The 16,882-nt window shown below is 73.7% G+C and carries 14 protein-coding genes; 7 read left to right on the top strand and 7 right to left on the bottom strand.

All coding sequences use genetic code 11. The features are described 5' to 3' along the window. Positions 1-8 precede the first annotated feature (8 nt). From ACGFX4_RS19295 to ACGFX4_RS19275, 5 genes are all read left to right on the top strand, one after another. Positions 9-1,739, top strand: coding sequence for a glycoside hydrolase family 43 protein (locus ACGFX4_RS19295; RefSeq protein ID WP_393075569.1), 1,731 nt, complete (start codon positions 9-11; stop codon positions 1,737-1,739). Between the two features lie 113 nt (positions 1,740-1,852). Continuing rightward, positions 1,853-2,887, top strand: a complete 1,035-nt coding sequence (locus tag ACGFX4_RS19290; RefSeq protein ID WP_393075566.1) for a LacI family DNA-binding transcriptional regulator — start codon at positions 1,853-1,855, stop codon at positions 2,885-2,887. A gap of 106 nt (positions 2,888-2,993) precedes the next feature. Next, entirely contained in the window at positions 2,994-4,706 is a 1,713-nt protein-coding gene (locus ACGFX4_RS19285) for a SulP family inorganic anion transporter (protein WP_393075564.1), read from the top strand. A gap of 80 nt (positions 4,707-4,786) precedes the next feature. Continuing rightward, positions 4,787-5,089 (top strand): XRE family transcriptional regulator, encoded by a 303-nt coding sequence (locus ACGFX4_RS19280; RefSeq protein ID WP_393075562.1) that lies wholly within the window; start codon positions 4,787-4,789, stop codon positions 5,087-5,089. Between the two features lie 84 nt (positions 5,090-5,173). Then, positions 5,174-6,109 (top strand): hypothetical protein, encoded by a 936-nt coding sequence (locus ACGFX4_RS19275; RefSeq protein ID WP_393075560.1) that lies wholly within the window; start codon positions 5,174-5,176, stop codon positions 6,107-6,109. An 86-nt stretch (positions 6,110-6,195) separates the two neighbouring features. Here ACGFX4_RS19275 and ACGFX4_RS19270 read toward each other — a convergent pair whose 3' ends face one another. The 7 genes from ACGFX4_RS19270 to ACGFX4_RS19240 form a co-directional block, all read right to left on the bottom strand. Beyond that, on the bottom strand, positions 6,196-8,904 hold the full coding sequence (locus ACGFX4_RS19270) for a cation-translocating P-type ATPase (protein WP_393075558.1): 2,709 nt from the start codon (positions 8,902-8,904) through the stop codon (positions 6,196-6,198). Further along, positions 8,901-9,800 carry a polyphosphate kinase 2 family protein gene (locus ACGFX4_RS19265; protein WP_393075555.1) on the bottom strand — a complete coding sequence of 300 codons (900 nt, stop codon included), beginning with the start codon at positions 9,798-9,800 and terminating at the stop codon, positions 8,901-8,903. Before ACGFX4_RS19265 ends, ACGFX4_RS19270 begins: the two co-directional genes overlap by 4 nt. A gap of 117 nt (positions 9,801-9,917) precedes the next feature. After that, complete coding sequence (locus ACGFX4_RS19260; protein WP_393075553.1) at positions 9,918-10,520, bottom strand: TOPRIM nucleotidyl transferase/hydrolase domain-containing protein; 603 nt, start codon at positions 10,518-10,520, stop codon at positions 9,918-9,920. A 47-nt stretch (positions 10,521-10,567) separates the two neighbouring features. Then, the gene (locus ACGFX4_RS19255; protein ID WP_393075550.1) at positions 10,568-11,428 is read right to left on the bottom strand and encodes a glutathione S-transferase C-terminal domain-containing protein; all 861 of its coding nucleotides are present in this window, start codon (positions 11,426-11,428) and stop codon (positions 10,568-10,570) included. 67 nt (positions 11,429-11,495) lie between these two features. Beyond that, positions 11,496-11,585 carry a putative leader peptide gene (locus ACGFX4_RS19250; protein ID WP_393075696.1) on the bottom strand — a complete coding sequence of 30 codons (90 nt, stop codon included), beginning with the start codon at positions 11,583-11,585 and terminating at the stop codon, positions 11,496-11,498. A gap of 132 nt (positions 11,586-11,717) precedes the next feature. Next, positions 11,718-12,743, bottom strand: a complete 1,026-nt coding sequence (locus tag ACGFX4_RS19245; RefSeq protein ID WP_393075547.1) for an LLM class flavin-dependent oxidoreductase — start codon at positions 12,741-12,743, stop codon at positions 11,718-11,720. Positions 12,744-13,111: 368 nt separating this feature from the next. Next, on the bottom strand, positions 13,112-13,996 hold the full coding sequence (locus tag ACGFX4_RS19240; protein WP_393075544.1) for an MBL fold metallo-hydrolase: 885 nt from the start codon (positions 13,994-13,996) through the stop codon (positions 13,112-13,114). Between the two features lie 186 nt (positions 13,997-14,182). Here ACGFX4_RS19240 and ACGFX4_RS19235 point away from each other — a divergent pair, with 186 nt between their 5' ends. Then, positions 14,183-14,320, top strand: coding sequence for an SflA family class IV lanthipeptide (locus ACGFX4_RS19235; RefSeq protein ID WP_393075542.1), 138 nt, complete (start codon positions 14,183-14,185; stop codon positions 14,318-14,320). A 2-nt stretch (positions 14,321-14,322) separates the two neighbouring features. Continuing rightward, positions 14,323-16,860, top strand: a complete 2,538-nt coding sequence (lanL, locus tag ACGFX4_RS19230) for a class IV lanthionine synthetase LanL (protein ID WP_393075539.1) — start codon at positions 14,323-14,325, stop codon at positions 16,858-16,860. The last annotated feature ends 22 nt before the right edge of the window (positions 16,861-16,882 follow it).

Genomic DNA, 16,882 nt, shown 5'->3' with positions numbered 1-16,882 from the left:
GGAGCGTCATGACCGCCGCCGCCCGCACCGCCGACCTGCCGCCGACACCGGACGGCGAGGCGCTGCCCGCCCCGGTGATCGGCAACCCGGTGCTGCCGGGCTTCCACCCCGACCCGTCGATCCTGCGGGTCGGCACCGACTACTGGATCGCCACCTCCACCTTCGAATGGCTGCCCGGCGTCACCCTGCACCACTCCACCGACCTGGTGCACTGGGAGCCGGCCGGCGGCGCGCTCGCCGAGCCGCGGCTGCTCGACCTGACCGGCGCCCCCGACTCCGGCGGCGTCTGGGCACCCTGCCTGAGCTGGGCGGACGGCCTGTTCCACCTGGTCTACTCGGACGTCAAGAGCCTCACCGGCGCATACAAGGACGTCCACAACATGGTGGTCACCGCCACCGATCCGCGCGGCCCCTGGTCGGACCCGGTACCGCTGCCCGGGCACGGCTTCGACCCCTCGCTGTTCCACGACGACGGGCCCGGCGGCGACGGCCGCAGCTGGCTGCTGTGGATGGAGTGGGACCACCGGCCCGGCACCGACCCGTTCGCCGGCATCCTGCTCCAGGAGTGGGACCGGGCCCGGCGCCGGGTCACCGGACCGGTCCACCGGATCTTCGACGGCACCGGCCTGGGCTGCACCGAAGGGCCGCACCTGTACCGGCGGGACGGCTGGTACTACCTGGTCACCGCCGAGGGCGGCACCTCCTGGAACCACGCGGTCACCGTCGCCCGCTCCCGCACCCCCGCCGGCCCGTACGACCCCGACCCGGCCGGGCCGCTGCTCACCTCCGCCGGGCGCCCCGAGCTCGACCTGCAGAAGGCCGGCCACGGCAGCCTGGTCGAGACGCCCGAGGGCGAGTGGTACCTGGCGCACCTGACGGCCCGTCCGCTCTCCCCGCTCGGGCCGTGCGTCCTCGGCCGGGAGACCGCGCTGCAGCGGATCGCCTGGACCGCCGACGGCTGGCCCCGGCTCGCCGACGGCGGCAACGCGCCCGCGACCAGCACCCCGGCGCCGAGCGCCGCCGCCCGCCCGCCCGCGCACCGCCCCGCCGATCCCGGACCGGCCTCGGGCTTCGGACCGGCCTCCGGCTCCGGATCCGGCGACGGTTTCGGCGACGGCGACCGGCCCGGGCCCGCCTGGATGACCCTCCGCCGCCACGCCGACCCGTCCTGGCTCACCCTGGACCGGGGCCGGCTGCGGCTGCGCGGCGACGAGTCGCTCTCCTCCCGCCACCGCCAGAGCCTGCTCGCCCGGCGCTGCCAGCACGCCGCCTTCGAGTTCGAGACCACCCTGGACTTCGACCCGGTCTCGCCCCGGCAGGCGGCCGGCCTGGTCCACCTCTACAACACCGGCCTCTGGCACTACCTGCACCTCAGCCACGACGAGCGGCTCGGCCGGGTGCTGCGCCTGGGCGTCTGCGACCTCGGCCGCTACGACGAGGCCGCCGAGCCGGTGCCGGTCGGCCCGGGGCCGCTGCAGCTGCGGCTGGCCGTCGACGGGGACCGGGCCCGTTTCGCGCACCGCGCGCGCGGCACCGCCCGCTGGCGCACCGTCGGGCCGGAGCTGGACGCCGCCCGGCTCTCCGACGAGTACGCCACCGTCGCCGACGCCGACGGCCGGCACTACAGCAGCTGGGGCTTCACCGGCGCCTTCGTCGGCGTCTGCGCCCAGGACCTCACCGGCGCCCGGCTCACCGCCGCCTTCAGCGCGCCCCGCTACCTGTCCGCCGGCGCCGGATGACGGCCGGGACCGGCGCTCCGGGCCGCGGCCGCGGGGCGCACTATCCTGGCGTCTCACCAGCGCCGCCGGTCGGGGCGGCAGCGGCGGGACGGTACCCGAGGGGCGGAGGAACGATGGCCGGCGGACGATCGCGCCAGCGCGTGACCATCGGCGAGATCGCCGCCGAGGCGGGCGTCTCCAGCGCCACGGTCTCCAAGGTGCTCAACGGGCGCAGCGACGTCTCCGCGGCCACCCGGGCCCGGGTGCAGGAGCTCATGGACCTCCACCACTACCAGCGGCGCCGGCCCCGGCGCCGCGGCGGCGTGGTCGACCTGGTGATGAACGAGCTGGACAGCCTCTGGTCGATCGAGATCATCCGGGGCGCGCAGGAGGCGCTGGCCGAGATCGGCGTCGGCATGGTGCTCTCCGCCGTGCACGGCACCAGCGCCGGCACCGGCGAGTGGCTGGAGCAGATCGCCGGCCGTCGCTCCGACGGGGCGATCCTGGTGGTCTCCGACCTGACGCCCCGCCAGCGGGCCCGGCTCGCCGCGCTCAAGGTCCCGTTCGTCCTGGTCGACCCGATCGGCACGGTGGACGCGGGCGTGCCCACCATCGGGGCCACCAACTGGGCGGGGGCGATCTCCGCCGTCGAGCACCTGGTCGCGCTCGGCCACCGGCGGATCGCGCACCTCGCCGGCCCCCGGCAGCTGCTCTGCAGCCGGGCCCGCGCGGACGGCTACCGGGCCGCCATGGAGCGCGCCGACCTGCCGGTGCACGACGGCTGGCTGCGGTTCGGCGAGTTCAACGACCGGTCGGGCCGGGCCGAGCTGGCCGCCCTGCTGGACGAGACCGCCGCACGCGGCGACGCCCCGCCGACCGCCGTGTTCGCCGCCAGCGACCTGCAGGCCTTCGGGGCGTACACGGCGCTGCGCGAGCGCGGGCTGCGCATCCCGGAGGACATCAGCATCGTCGGCTTCGACGACGTCGCGGTGGCCTGCTGGAGCGATCCGCCGCTGACCACCGTCCGCCAGCCGCTCCAGGAGATGGCGGCGATGGCCGCCCGCACCCTGGTCCGGCTGATCGACGGCGAGCAGGTCGACCTCCCGCGCGTCGAGCTCGCCACCCGCCTGCTGCTGCGCTCCAGCACCGCCCCGCCGCCCTCCGCCTGACGGGCACCGCTCGCTCGAAATCCGATGATCGGCTCATCGGCGCGGCCGTCCGGGTTTCCGGTCCGGCGCGCGGCATCATGTGTGCCTGTGCGACGGGAGGAGGCCCATGTCCGCGGATGTCCCCGACCCCTGGTGGCGCCGGGTGGCCCCCGGTCTGCCCGGCCTGGCGGTCCTGCGCCGCTACCGGCGCGCCTGGCTGCGCGGCGACCTGCTGGCAGGCGTCACGGTCGCCGCCTACCTGGTGCCGCAGGTCATGGCGTACGGCAGCGTGGCCGGCCTGCCGCCGGTCACCGGCCTGTGGGCGATCCTGCCCGCCATCGTGCTGTACGCCGTCGTGGGCTCCTCGCGCCGGCTGTCGGTCGGCCCGGAGTCCACCACCGCCCTGATGACGGCGACCGTGGTGGCGCCGATGGCGGGCGGTGACCCCGCCCGGTACGCGGTGCTGGCGGCGAGCCTCGCCGTGGTGGTCGGCATCCTGTGCGTCCTGGCGTGGGTGGCCCGGCTCGGCTTCGTCGCCGACCTGCTCTCCCGGCCGGTGCTGGTCGGCTACCTCGCCGGCGTGGCACTGATCATGATGGTGGACCAGCTCTCCAAACTCACCGGGATCGACGTCGAGGGCGAGGGCTTCTTCCCCCAGCTGGTCTCGTTCGCCTCCAACCTGTCGGACGCGCACGTGGCCACCGTCGTGTTCTCCGCGGCCACCCTGCTCTTCCTCTTCCTCGTCGCCCGCTTCCTGCCGAAGATCCCCGGCCCGCTGCTCGCGGTGGTGCTCGGCACGGCCGTCTCCGCCGCGTTCTCGCTGCAGGACCACGGCCTCTCGGTGATCGGCGACATCCCGGCCGGACTGCCCCACCCGAAGCTGCCGGACCTCGGCGAACTCAACCACCTGCTGCTCCCGGCCCTCGGCATCCTGCTGGTCGGCTACACCGACTTCATCCTCACCGCCCGCGCCTTCGAGGCCAGGGGCGAGGGCGAGAAGCTCGACGCCAACCAGGAGCTGCTGGGCCTCGGCGCGGCCAACCTCGGCGCCGGCTTCTTCCAGGGCTTCCCGGTCAGCAGCAGCGCCAGCCGCACCGCCCTCGCCGAGTCGGCGGGCGGCCGCACCCAGGTCTACGCGCTCGCGGCCGGGGCCGGCGTGGTCGCCGTCCTGCTCTTCCTCAGCCCGCTCCTGCACGACACCCCGGACGCGGTGCTCGGCGCCCTGGTGGTGTACGCCGCGATCCGGATGATCGACGTCGCGGGCTTCCGCCGCCTCGCGTCCTTCCGCAGCCGCGAACTGCTCCTCGCACTCGGCTGCCTGGTCGGCGTGCTCGCCCTGGACATCCTGTACGGCGTGCTGGTGGCCGTGGGCCTCTCGGTGGTGGAGCTGCTCAGCCGGGTCGCCCGCCCGCACGACGCGATCCTCGGCGAGGTCCCGGGCCTCGCCGGCATGCACGACGTGGACGACTACCCCCAGGCCCGCACCATCCCCGGCCTGGTGATCTACCGCTACGACTCGCCGCTGTTCTTCGCCAACGCCGAGGACTTCCACCACCGGGCACTGGCCACCCTGGACGGCCAGCCGGAGCCGGTCCGCTGGTTCGTCCTCAACACCGAGGCCAACGTCGAGGTCGACATCACCGCACTCGATGCCCTGGACTCGCTCCGCCGCGAGCTCGCCGACCGCGGCATCGTCCTCGCCCTCGCCCGGGTCAAGCAGGACCTGCGCGACTCCCTGGACGCCTACGGGCTGAGCGAAGCAGTCGGCGAGGACCGGATCTTCCCGACCCTCGCCACCGCAGTGGCCGCCTTCCACACGGCCGACAACGGCCCGGGCTAGGCCTTCCGGAATAACTTGCATCGCATATTCGCTGAAGCGCATACTGCCGACGTGGCACGGGCCGTCGAGGAGGGCAAGCCATGAAGTCGTGGAAGGACGTACGACCCGACGTCGCCACCGACCCGCAACGCGTGTCCGCACACCGGGAAAGGCTCAACACCGAAATGCGGGCCTACCGCCTCGCCGAGATCCGCCGCGAGCAGGACCTCACCCAGGCCGAGGTCGCCGCGATCATCGGCATCACCCAGCCCAACGTCTCCCGGCTCGAGAGCGGCGCGCTCGACACCGCAGCGCTCTCGACGATCCGCGCCTACGTCGAAGCCCTGGGCGGCCGGCTCCGCATTGTCGCCGACTTCGGCGACCGCACCCTCACCATCGGCTGACAGGCTCGGAATCCCGCACGTCATGAGGCGACCTCCTCATGGCGACCCGTCAGGTGACAGAAAGACCAACAGGAACAGCAGGCAATGAGCGATCGACCACGAGCGGCTGACCCAGTCGGCTCCATCCAGTCCGATCCCGAGGCTCGGATCACGATGATCCCGGCGGCAGACCCCGCGTTCGCCATCGGTGTGGGGCTGTGGCGGGAGAGCAAGCCGCGCGAGACCTTCCGCTCCTTCGCCCAGGACCAACTGTCCCGGCGTCGGAGCAGTGGCCCTGCAGCAGTCGATCGCGGACGGAACGACGACAGCACAGTCCTTCCCGTGGTCGTCCAACTCGTCCCCCGCCCGGACAACACCTACAACCCGGATGCCATCAGCATCGCGGCTCCGCCCGCCTACGGCAGCACTGATCACGACCGGCACATGGCGTACATGTACGACAGGCACCTCGTCTCCCTCGGAGGAGCCCTGCGCAGCCTGGTAGCCCTGTCTCCGTTCCCTGTCGGCTGCCACGCCTTCATCGAGCTGGACGAGGCCGAGCTCGACGAGTTCGACGCGGAGTCCGACCCGGACGAGGAGGACGGCGACGCTCTCGTCATCACCGACGAGCAGCAGGTCGCGTATTGGACCGGCCAACTACGCCTGCTGATGCCCCGCTGGGACAGGCTCCAGGAGTTGACGGTCGGCTACGCCCGAGAGGTCCGCCCCGACCTGATCCTCCCGTTCATCGGCCACTGGACATCCTGGCGGCCCGGCAGCCGTGCGGCGCTGGCGAACGTGACACAGGAAAAGTCGTTCGACGTCACGCTGCGCACCGAAGGCGACACGCTCACGGCCTACTACGGGGATCTGCCACTGTCCGACCTGAACTCCACTTCCCAGGACTACTTCGATCGCACGATGCTGCAGGTGCGGAAAACCGGCGGACAGGCCACGGCCCGCGCGGAAGAGCATCAAGGGTCACTGAAGGTATTCGTGGAGGACAGTCGGCCGCTGACCGAAGGCAGCACAGATCGCTGAAGGCCGAGGCACTGCGAGTACCCCGGCCAGAGCGAACCACAGCCCGGCGACCGGCGGAAGCACGACGGGGATCCGCTCACGGGTCTTCAGGTCGCCTCGGTGACCGGGGGCCGGGCGCGGCGGGCGAGCAGTTTGCCGAGCTCCCAGAGCAGCAGGAAGGCGACGGCGGCCAGCAGCGCCCAGCCGAACTGCCGGGCGTTCAGGTCGGTGGTGCCGAGGATCCGGTGGAAGAGGTCCATCTGGGTGACTGCCACGGCGAGGACGAACTCGCCGAGGGCGGCCAGGTTCATCTGCTTGCTGTCGAAGGTGTCGGTCCGCAGCACCGAGCCGCGCTCGCTGCGGCACTCGTAGGCGGCGACGATCAGGCAGAGCGCGAAGGCGGTGAACGCGATCGAGTTGCCGACGGCGGCGCTGTCGTAGAGGTGTTCGCCGAGCTTGATCAGGCCGAGCAGGGCGACGGTGACGGCGAGGCCGGCGAGTCCGACGGTGACCATCACGGGCGGGGTGAGCACGGTCTCCCCGCGCGGACGGGGCTTGCGCCGCATCAGTCCGGGGCTCTCCTGGTCGAAGCCGAGCGCGAAGCCGAACGGCGCGTTGACCACGAAGTGGATCCACAGCACCTGCGGCGGGGTGAACGGCTCGCCGGCGGCGATGTTGAGGATCGTGGCGCCGAGGAAGGTCAGCACGAAGGTGACCAGCAGCAGCAGGACGAACCGGATGTACTTGGTGAGGTTGTCGTAGAGCTTCCGGCCCTCCCCCACCGCGTAGACGATGGTGGCGAAGTTGTCGTCGGCGAGGACCATCCGGCTGGCGTTCTTGGCGACGTCGGTGCCGCTGCCCATCGCGATGCCGATGTCGGCGGCCTTGATGGCGGGGGCGTCGTTGACGCCGTCGCCGGTCATCGCGACGACGTCGCCCTTCTTCTTGAGGGTGTCGGCGAGCAGCACCTTGTGCTCCGGGGCGACCCGGCCGACCACGCCGATGCCGTCGATCCTCGCCAGCCGCTCCTGCTCGGTCAGCGCGGCGAAGTCGGCGCCGAGCATGGCCTCGCCCTCGATGCCGAGCTGCCGGGCGATCGCCTCGCCGGTGGTGACGTCGTCGCCGGTCACCATCCGGACCCGGATGTGGGCGGACTGCGCGGCGGCGACCGCGGCCTTGGACTCCTCGCGCGGCGGGTCGACCATGCCGACCAGGCTGGTCATCCGCAGGTCGGTGACCAGCCCGAGCAGGTCGCCGTCCGGGTCGAAGTCGGCCGGGTCCAGGTCGCGGACGGCGGCGGCCATCACCCGGCGGCCCTCGCCGCCCATCCGCTCGTTCTGTGCCTCGGCGCGGCCGCTCAGGTCGGCGTCCCACGGGACGGTCCCCCCAGCCGCGAGCGCCGAGCCGGCCCGCGCCATCACGGCGGGCGCGGCGCCCTTGACGAAGCACCGCACCACCGGGCGGCCGTCGGCGTCCTTCGCCTCGTTGAAGGTGGCCATCAGTTTGTAGCCGGGGTCGAACGGCAGGGTGGCCAGCCGCGGGTAGCGGTCCCGGGTGGCCTCGATGTCGAGCCCGGCCTTGTGGCCGAGCACCAGCAGCGCCCCCTCGGTGGGGTCGCCGACCACCTCGCCGTCCACCAGCTTGGCGTCGTTGGCGAGCAGGTACGGCAGCACCGCGTCCTCGATGGTCGGCGCGGAGCCCGCCGCGTGGGTGATCCGGCCCTCCAGCGCGTAGCCGGTGCCGGAGACGGTGTACCGGTCGGTGGGGCTGAGCACCTCGACGACCGTCATCTGGTTCATCGTCAGGGTGCCGGTCTTGTCCGAGTTGATCGCCGAGGTGAAGCCGAGTGTCTCGACCGAGGGCAGCTCCTTGACGATGGCGTTGCGCTTGGCCAGGTTGAGGCTGCCGACCGAGAGGATGACCTGGCTGACCGTGGGCAGCGCCTCCGGGATCGCGGCGATCGCCAGCGACACCGCGCTGACGAACAGGACGTCCCAGGCCTGGTCCCGGCTGCGGCCGAGCGCGAACATCACGATCATCGTCAGGCCGGCCGCCGCGGCGATCCACAGCGTCAGGGTGTTGAGCTCCCGGGTGAGCGGCGACTCCTCCTTCTTGGTCGCCGACAGCATGCCGGAGATCTTGCCGAGCTCGGTGTCGGCGCCGGTCGCGGTGACCACCATCAGGCCGCTGCCGTGGGTCACCGGGGTGTTCATGAACGCCATGTTGGTCTGGTCGCCCGGCGACAGCCGGTCACCGGTGAGGGTGGCGACGTCCTTCAGCGCGGGAACGCTCTCGCCGGTCAGCGCCGACTCGTCGATCTGCAGCGAACTGGCCGTGAAGATCCGCCCGTCGGCGGGCACCTCGTCGCCGGACGCCAGGTGCACGATGTCGCCGACCACCAGCTGCTCCGCCGGGACCTCCGCCTCGCTGCCGTCCCGCCGCACCCGGGCGGTCGCCTCCATCATCTGCTTCAGCGCGTTCATCGCGCTCTCCGCCTTGCCCTCCTGCCGCAGCCCCACCACCGCGTTGAACACGGTCAGCACCAGCAGCAGGATCGCGGTCGACCACTCCTGGATGGCGAGCGAGACCACCGCCGCCGCCACCAGGATGATCTGCATGTAGCTGCGGTACTGGGCGAGCAGCCGCAGCCAGCCGGGCGTCGGCTTCTCCTCGGGCAGCGCGTTCGGCCCGTTCGCGGCGAGCAGTTCCGCCGCCCGCCCCGCGCCGAGCCCCACCGCCGGGTCAACGCCGAACGCGGCCAGGGCCTCCTCGCCCGGCCGCGCGTACCACGGACTCCCCTCCGTACGCTCCGTCATGCCTGCTCCTCCAACCGGCGCCTGGCGTCGCCCAGCTGGGCCTTGGCCTCGTCGTCGAGCTCGGGGTACTGCGGGTCGATCTCCAGCAGGGTGTTGATCAGCACCGCGGCCGCGCAGATCCGCGCGAACCACTTGCGGTCCGCGGGCACCACGTACCAGGGCGCCCAGGGGGTGCTGGTGGCGGAGAGCATCTTGGAGAAGGCCCGCTGGTAGTCGTCCCAGCGTTCGCGTTCGCGGATGTCGGCGGCGGAGAACTTCCAGTTCTTCTCGGGCAGGTCGATCCGCTTGAGGAAGCGCTGCCGCTGCTCCTCCTCGGAGAGGTTGAGGAAGACCTTCACCACCTTGAAGCCGTTGTCGGTGAGGTAGCGCTCCCAGTCGTTGATCTCCTGGTAGCGGCGCTTCCACAGGCCCGGGCCCTGCGCCTCCTCGGGCAGGTGCTGCCGGTCGAGGTTCTCCGGGTGCACCCGCACCACCAGGACCTCCTCGTAGTGCGAGCGGTTGAAGATGGCGATGTCGCCGCGCGCCGGGAGGCGTTGGGCGTACCGCCACAGGTAGTCGTGGTCGAGCTCCTCCGCGGAGGGCACCTTGAAGCTGCTCACGTGGACGCCCTGCGGGTTGACCCCGCTCATCACGTGGCGGATCGTCCCGTCCTTGCCGCCCGCGTCGATCGCCTGCAGGCAGAGCAGGACGCCGTAGCTGTCCTGGGCGGCGAGGCGCCCCTGGAGGTCGGCCAGCATCTCCACCCCGGCGCGGAGCAGCTCCTGCCCGTCGCGCTTCTTCAGCCCGCCCTTGTACCGGGGGTCGAAGTCCCGCCCGAGATCGACTTTCGAGCCCGGCTCCACCCGGAGGGGCTCGATGAACTCCGTGATCCGTTTCTCCGCCCGTCTGTCCACCATCGCCGGCACCAGGTCCTCTCGGGTCCGAAGGCACTTCCTGCCACCGTCGAACCGCCGACCGGGCCCGTCAAACGGGCGGCGGCCGTTCGGGTTGCCGTGCCGTGCGGGCGCACCCGGTCACAGGTGGGCGAGCAGGTCCCGGAGCGGGGCGGGGGTCAGCTCGGGGGTGAGCGCCTCGGCCAGCAGCCGGCCGTACCGGATCTTGCGGCCCTTCCTGGTCCCGAGGAAGCGGCGCAGCTGCCGCTGCACGGGCCGGCCCTGCTGGGCGGGCTGGCGCACGAAGGTCCGCCAGGCCGGCAGGTCGCCCTCGGCCCGCAGGATCTCCTCGACCGCGGGGACGCCCAGTGCGCGGACCAACTCGTCCTCCAGGTCCGCCGCGCAGACGAAGAACCCGTCGCGCGGTGCACCGGCCCGCTCCAGGCCGCGGTGGTAGAAGCCCTGCTCGCCCTCGTCGCACAGCCCGGCGAGGCGCAGGCCCATCCCCGGCGGCCCGAGCAGCTCGGCGTACCGGGCGACGTTGGTGGCGCCGCCCATCGGCAGGACGCACACCCCCTCGGCGGCCAGGTCACGGCCGCGCCCGGCGGCCAGCGCCTCGACGGCCGCCAGGTCGCTCAGCCCCTCCACCAGCACCGCCGTGCGCACGGCTGCCGCGTCCGGCGGGGCCGCTCCGAGCATCACCCAGCCGGTGGCCGCCTCCCGGAACCGCTGCATGTCCGCCATGGCGGCGATTCTGCCCCCGCTCGGGCGGGGGCGGCACCGATTTTCCGTCAGCCGGCCGTTCGCAGCCGCGGCCGGGCGTGCTGCGCCCAGTCGACGATCTGCATGGCGGCACCGGCCGCCTCCTCGCCCCGGCAGTGGGAGTGGTGGCGGCGGGCGATGCCGTCCAGGTCGAGGTGGTGGCCGAAGGCGGGGTGGCCGGCCAGCCGCCCGGCGTAGGACCAGAGGTGCGGGTGGTCGGCGATCCGGTCGACGGCGTCGGCGTCCAGGTGCCAGCGGTGCACGGTGTCCAGCTGCACCAGGGTGGTCCAGAGCTGGACGTCGGCGAGGGTGAGGTCGTCGCCGAGCACGTGGTCGTGGGAGGCGAGCCGGCGCTCGACCGCGTCCAGGCCGTCGAGGAGGGCGCTCAGGCCCTCGGCGCGCTCGGCCGGGTCGGCGTCGACCCGGCCGGCCCGCTGGGCCGGGGCGTCGATGCCGCGCTCGCACAACTGCCGGACCGCCTCGATCGCCGAGGCGGCGCCACGCGGGCGGAGCTCGTCCGGTCCGGGAAAGCGGCCGGCCAGGTCGGTGAGGATCTCCACGGCGTCGGTGCTGACGATGCGTCCGCTCCAGCCGTCGCTGAGCACGGGTGCCTGGGCCGGCCCGGTGTACCGGTGCGAACTGGCCTCGTACAGCGGCCGCAGCGCGGTGTAGCCGTCGGCGCCGGCGTCCGGCAGAGCGGGGAGGACGGTGATCGGGAGGGTGTCGTCGAGCCCGAGCAGGCTGTGCACCACGGCGATCCGCAGGGAGCTCGGACAGGAGAGCGAGAGGTGAAGGCGGTAGCGGTGCGGCACCGGGTAGTACCCGCTGCGGGCGTCGTGGCCGATCCGGCCGCGGAGGGAGGGCAGGGCGGAGGGGAACGAGGCGGACATGGGTCTCCCGAGGTGGAGGCACGCGGAAGCGCGCACGACGAGGGGGTGTGCGGAGAGACGGGAGAACTCACGCCTCTGCCATGCTGCTGCACACCCGCTGCAGGTCGATGTGGCGACGGCTGGTCAGCATCGGGAGCGTCCGGACCGCACAGGCCACGCCCTCGCACACCGACTCCGTACGCCTCACGACACTCCCGCCCAGGTCCGAGGATTTCTCGCTCCGGAGTGTCGCCCCGCGGGCGCGCCCCGTCAAGGGTGCCCGCAGAGCGAGACAAGAGTTGACAGTCAGTCAGCTGACTGGGCGCCACCCCAGCGCGGGGGCGAGTCCGGTGGCGATGTCGGTGAGAATCTGGACGTAATCGTCGTGGCCGAAGCTGAACGGCAGCGCGAAGGCCACCTCGTCCACCTCGCGGTACGCGGCGTGCTCGGACAGCCGTTCGGCGATCTCGGCGGACGTCCCGACCAGGTCCTCGGCGTACATCGTCCGGGCCGGGCCCTGCGGGGCGGTGGTGCGCGCGGTCCGGCCGCGGACGTACTCCACGTACTTGGCGCGCTGCGCCGCCGTGGCACCGTCGGTCGGGACGACCACCAGCCCCTGCGAGACCCGGGCCTTCACGCCCTCCGGGTGTGCGGCCCGGAAAGCGCGGATCTGCGAGCGCTGGATCTCGGCGAAGTCCTCCGACTCCTCCGCCCGGACCACGTTGCTGGTCAGCAGGTTGAGGCCCTGCCCGCCCGCCCAGCGGGCCGAGCCGAGGCTGCCCGCGCCGTACCAGACCCGCTCGGCCAGGCCGGGGGCGACGGGCTGGACCCGGTCGGAGTACACCTCGATGCCCTCGACCCCGCTGAAGTCGGTGGCCGGCTCGCCGCGGAGGAAGGACAGCAGCCGCTCCGCCCGCCGGTGGCCGAACTCCTCGGCCTCCGCGGTGTCCGGGTGGAGCGCCGGCGCGACCCGCTCGTAGTGGTGCGGCCGGCCGACGCTGATACCGGGCTGGAGACGGCCGCCGGAGAGCAGGTCGACGGTCGCCAGGTCCTCGGCCAGCCGCAGCGGGTTCTCCCAGCCCAGCGGGGTGACCGCGGTGCCCAGCCCGATGCGGCTGGTGCGCTGGGTGGCGGCCGCCAGCACGGCGACCGGCGAGGAGATCCCGTACTGCAGGTGGCGGTGGCGCACCCAGGCGCTGTCGAAGCCGAGCTGCTCGCCGAGTTCGATCAGCCGCAGCGTCGACTCGTGGCCCCGGCCCGGGTCGGCCGGGTCGAACAGTCCGATGGTCAGGAACCCGAGGCGGCGCAGCGGCCTCGGGGAGGTGGGCTCGGGCATGGTGGTGCTCCGGGGTGACGAGGGACGACGGGGCCGGGGAGCCGGGGACGACGACGCGCAGGGCCTCGGAGCTCGGAAGCGTCGACGGCGGCCGGTCGCCGGGGAGGCGTTGATCGGGTACGCGGGGTCTGCCGAGGGAGGTCAGCTCGGGCGCGGGCGGGCCGGTCGGTGGGCCCGCTGCCGGATCAGCCGCGACACGCCGCGGACCACACCCGACCGAAGTCGATGTGGTCGCGGGTGACCAGGCGCGGCACGGCGTACATGGCGTCAGTTGAACAGTGGACGTCCCGATCCGTCAACCACGTACCCCTTCGCCCCGCCGTCCCGCCGCGCGGGCCGGTGGCGCGGGACGGGGGCCGGTGGCGCCGTCAGGCCGTGGTGCGCGGGGCCGCGAGGCGGGCGAGGTCGGCGGGGTCGTGGGCGCAGATGAGGTCGAGGCCCGGGTCCGCGGTGCGGTGGAGGTCGCGCAGGCGCTCCAGGTTGTGCACGCGGGCCCGGTTGTCGGCGGCCATGAGCCGCTGGAAGCCGATCAGGGCCGGCGGCCGCCGCACCGTGGAGTCGACGTCGCCGCGGGAGAACCAGGCGTCGCCGCCGTGCAGCAGCCAGCTGCCGTCCTCGCGCCGGACGGCGACGCCGCAGTGCCCGCGGGTGTGGCCGATCAGCGGGACCAGCAGGATCTCCGGGGTGACGCCGGGCAGCGGTCGGGCCGCCTCGAAGCCGTGCCAGCTCTCGCCGCCGGCCTTGTGCTCGACCCAGCGCGGCCCGTGCGCCCACTGCGCGGCGCGGTAGCGGTCGCGCTCGTTGCGGTTGGCCGGGTTCCGCGCGGCGGCCAACTCCTCGGCCAGGACGTGGACTTGGGCCTGCGGGAAGTCACCGAGACCGCCGGCGTGGTCCAGGTCGAGGTGGGTGAGGACGATGTGCCGGACGTCCTCCGGTCGGTGACCGAGCGCCCGGACCTGGTGCAGGGCAGTGCCCGCAAGGTCCAGCCGGGGCCGGACGGCGGCCCGGAACGGGGCGCCGAGCCGCGCGGGGTCGGCGACGTCGCCCGTCCCGAAGCCGGTGTCGACCAGGATCAGTCCGTCACTGCTCTCGATCAGCAGGCAGTGGCCGACCAGCCGCCCGACCAGGGCGCCGCCACTGCCGAGCAGGGCCCGGCCGCCGAAGGGGCACATGGTGGCGCAGTCCAGGTGGTGGATGGTCATGCGGCCTCCCGGCTCGGTGACGGCGGCCCGTTCGGGACCACCGCTCGACATCGCGCGGATGTTACCACCGGGTCACTGCCACGCTCCCCGCGTTCCCGGATACCGGACCTTCACGCATGTGTCCAGCGCGTGAAGTCTGCGTGTCTGACGCCTTGTCATGTCGACCTCCGGAACCTACCGTCGTGTGCCGGACGGGGGCCCACCAGGCCCGCGCCATCCACCACTTGGAGGCGTCACATGCCCGTAGACCTGCTCATCGACGACGACACCCTCGCGTTCGAGGACGACGACCGCAGCGACCGCGAGTGCACGGCGTGCCTCGCCGACCCCTGGGTGACCGCCACCACGCGGTTCGCCTGCGAGAACAACTCCTAGCGGTGGCGGGGTCCATCGCCGGCCGCCGCGGATGGTCGGACGACACCTGGTCGTACCTGAACGATCCACGGATGCCGGCGGTGGACCACGGCTGGAAACTGCACGTCTCGGCCCGCCCCGGGAGCCTCGACCGGGTGACGGAGCTGGTCCTGCCGGTGCTGCTCCGGCACGTCTGCCACGCGAAGTGGGCCGTCGGCCCGGAGACCCTGCGGACGCTCAACTCCGGTACGTCCGGCGCCGGTGCGGTCGGCAAGGCGGTCACGGTCTACCCCGCGCCGGGGACGATCACGGCGGTCGCCGACGAGCTGGTGGCGGCACTGCGCGGCTGCGAGGGTCCGCGGATCGTCAGCGACCGGCGGCTCGACCCCGCCGCACCGGTCTACTACCGGTACGGGCCCTTCACCGGCGACTACCGGACCGGCCGCGGCGGCCGGCTGGAATCGGTGATGACCGGCCCCGACGGCCGCGTCTACGACGGCCTCGCCACCGCCGCGTACCGCTGCCCGCCCTGGGCCCAGGACCCCTTCGCGGACCGGGTTCCGGACACCGGTCGGCCCGGGCCGACCGGAGGGCGCTACCGCGTCACCGGCGGCATCGCCCGCAGGCCGCAGGGCAACCTCTACCGCGCCGTGGACCTGGCCGACGGCGGACCGGTCGTGATCAAGCAGGCCAGGGCCTTCGTCGCCGAGGACGCGTCCGGCGCGGACGCCCGCGACCGGCTGCGCCACGAGCGGGAGGTCCTGACCGCGCTCGACGGCGTCGTCGGCGTGCCGCGCGCGCTGGACTGGTTCCGCCACGAGGCGGACGCGGACACGTACCTGGTGATGACCGACTGCGGCGACCGGGACCTGCGCCGGGAGGTCCAGGAGCGCGGCCCGTACCGCAACGACGACAGCGGATCGGCCCGGACGCTCCCCGCGCTGGCGCGGGGGCTCCTGCGGCTGCTGGACGACATCCACGCGCGGGGCGTGGTGGTCCGCGACCTGAAGCCGGACAACGTGGTCCTCGACACCGAAGGCTGGTGCCACCTGGTCGACTTCGGGATCGGCGCGCTCGACGGCACCGGCCCGGACGGGGCCACCCCCGGCTACAGCGAACCGGTCCGGCGGGCGGACGGGCCTGCCGACCCCGCCGACGACTACTACGCGCTCGGCGCCACCCTGCACTTCGCCGCGACCGGACTGGACCCGGTGGTCGTCGGCGCCGACACCGCGCTCCACCGGGACCGCACTCTCGAATGCCTGGCCTGGGCCCTGCCCGGCGAGCCGCACCGGCAACTCCGCTCCCTGATCGATGACTTGATGAGCCTGGATCCGGCGGTGCGCAGCGCCGGTGCCGCCCCGCTGCGATCCGGCGCCCCGATGACGGTCCCGACCCGGGCGTCCCGGCCGCAGCTCCCGGACGACGTGCTCCTCGCGGAGATCGCCGAGCACACCCTCGCGTACTGCGTCGAGGAGGCCCGGCGGATCGTCGACCCGGCGCGCTCCGCACGCACCGGAACCCCGACCGCCGTGGACGTCTACGGCGGCACGTCCGGCATCGGGCTGGAACTCCTGCACCACACCGGGCAGTCCGGGGTGCGCGAGACCGTCGACGCCCTGGCCCGGTGGAGCGCCGGACAGCGGCGCAACCTGTCGCCCGGCTTCTGGTCCGGCCGCACCGGCGTCGAGCTGTTCCTCACGTCCGCAGACCCCACGACCCACCTCGATGCGGGCCACCCCGCGTTGCCGGAGCGGGGTCCGGACGGCGGGCCGCCGGAGGCGGATCTGATCGAGGGCGTCTCCGGGATCGGGGTCGGCCGTCTGCTGCTCGCCCGGCACGCCCGCACGGCTGGTGACGGCGCGCTCGCCGCCCGGCACCTGGCCGTGGCCGCCGCGTGCGAGCGGATGCTGGCGACCGGCGAGGCCCGGCTGACCCCGGCCGGCGCCACGACGACGGGGAGCGCCGCGCTGGCCGAGGGCATGGCCCACGGACGGGCGGGAGTCGCGTACTTCCTGCTCGAGTACGCGGCCGCCACAGGCGACCCGGCGTCTCTCCGGCGGGCCCGGGAGGCGTGCGCGCAGCTGGCCGGGGTGACGCCGCACGTCCTCGCCGCTGCCGCCCGGCCGGAGGCGACGCGCCGCTACGGCTCGTGGTGCCGCGGCCTGGCCGGGATCGGGACGGTCCTGGTCCGGGCGGCCGACCGGCTGGAGGAGCCCCGGTACCTGGAGCTCGCCCGGGACACCGCCCGCGCCTGCGCGGGCATCGCGCCGCGGATGCCGCTGGTCACCCAGTGCTGCGGGCTGGCGGGCGTCGGCGAGCTGATGGTGGACGTCGCGACGGCCACCGGCGACGAGGAGTTCTGGGACGCGGCCCGGACCGTCGCCGCCCTCGCCCTGAGCCGCAGCGGCGGCACCCGCGCCCGTCCCGTCTTCCCGGACGCCGACCTCGTCCGCGCGAGCGCCGGCTGGGCGGGCGGCTCCGCCGGGGTGCTCGCCTTCTTCCGGCGGCTGCGCGACCGCGGCGGGCCGCGTCTCGGCCTGCTCGACCCGATCGGGTGAGCGGCCCGTCCGGGGGCCGGCC

The organism is Kitasatospora sp. NPDC048365, from assembly GCF_043200835.1.
In the GTDB taxonomy this organism is placed as follows: Bacteria; Actinomycetota; Actinomycetes; order Streptomycetales; family Streptomycetaceae; genus Kitasatospora; species Kitasatospora terrestris.
The sequence above is the reverse complement of the archived record's forward strand: the minus strand, read 5'-3'. Positions and strand labels throughout refer to the sequence as shown.

Coding starts and splice junctions, on each gene's coding strand:
- ACGFX4_RS19270 (WP_393075558.1), bottom strand. CDS start 8,904: ATGACGGAGCGTACGGAGGGGAGTCCGTGGTACGCGCGGCCGGGCGAG.
- ACGFX4_RS19295 (WP_393075569.1), top strand. CDS start 9: ATGACCGCCGCCGCCCGCACCGCCGACCTGCCGCCGACACCGGACGGC.
- ACGFX4_RS19285 (WP_393075564.1), top strand. CDS start 2,994: ATGTCCGCGGATGTCCCCGACCCCTGGTGGCGCCGGGTGGCCCCCGGT.
- ACGFX4_RS19240 (WP_393075544.1), bottom strand. CDS start 13,996: ATGTCGAGCGGTGGTCCCGAACGGGCCGCCGTCACCGAGCCGGGAGGC.
- ACGFX4_RS19255 (WP_393075550.1), bottom strand. CDS start 11,428: ATGTCCGCCTCGTTCCCCTCCGCCCTGCCCTCCCTCCGCGGCCGGATC.
- ACGFX4_RS19245 (WP_393075547.1), bottom strand. CDS start 12,743: ATGCCCGAGCCCACCTCCCCGAGGCCGCTGCGCCGCCTCGGGTTCCTG.
- ACGFX4_RS19265 (WP_393075555.1), bottom strand. CDS start 9,800: ATGGTGGACAGACGGGCGGAGAAACGGATCACGGAGTTCATCGAGCCC.
- ACGFX4_RS19290 (WP_393075566.1), top strand. CDS start 1,853: ATGGCCGGCGGACGATCGCGCCAGCGCGTGACCATCGGCGAGATCGCC.
- ACGFX4_RS19280 (WP_393075562.1), top strand. CDS start 4,787: ATGAAGTCGTGGAAGGACGTACGACCCGACGTCGCCACCGACCCGCAA.
- ACGFX4_RS19260 (WP_393075553.1), bottom strand. CDS start 10,520: ATGGCGGACATGCAGCGGTTCCGGGAGGCGGCCACCGGCTGGGTGATG.
- ACGFX4_RS19275 (WP_393075560.1), top strand. CDS start 5,174: ATGAGCGATCGACCACGAGCGGCTGACCCAGTCGGCTCCATCCAGTCC.
- ACGFX4_RS19235 (WP_393075542.1), top strand. CDS start 14,183: ATGCCCGTAGACCTGCTCATCGACGACGACACCCTCGCGTTCGAGGAC.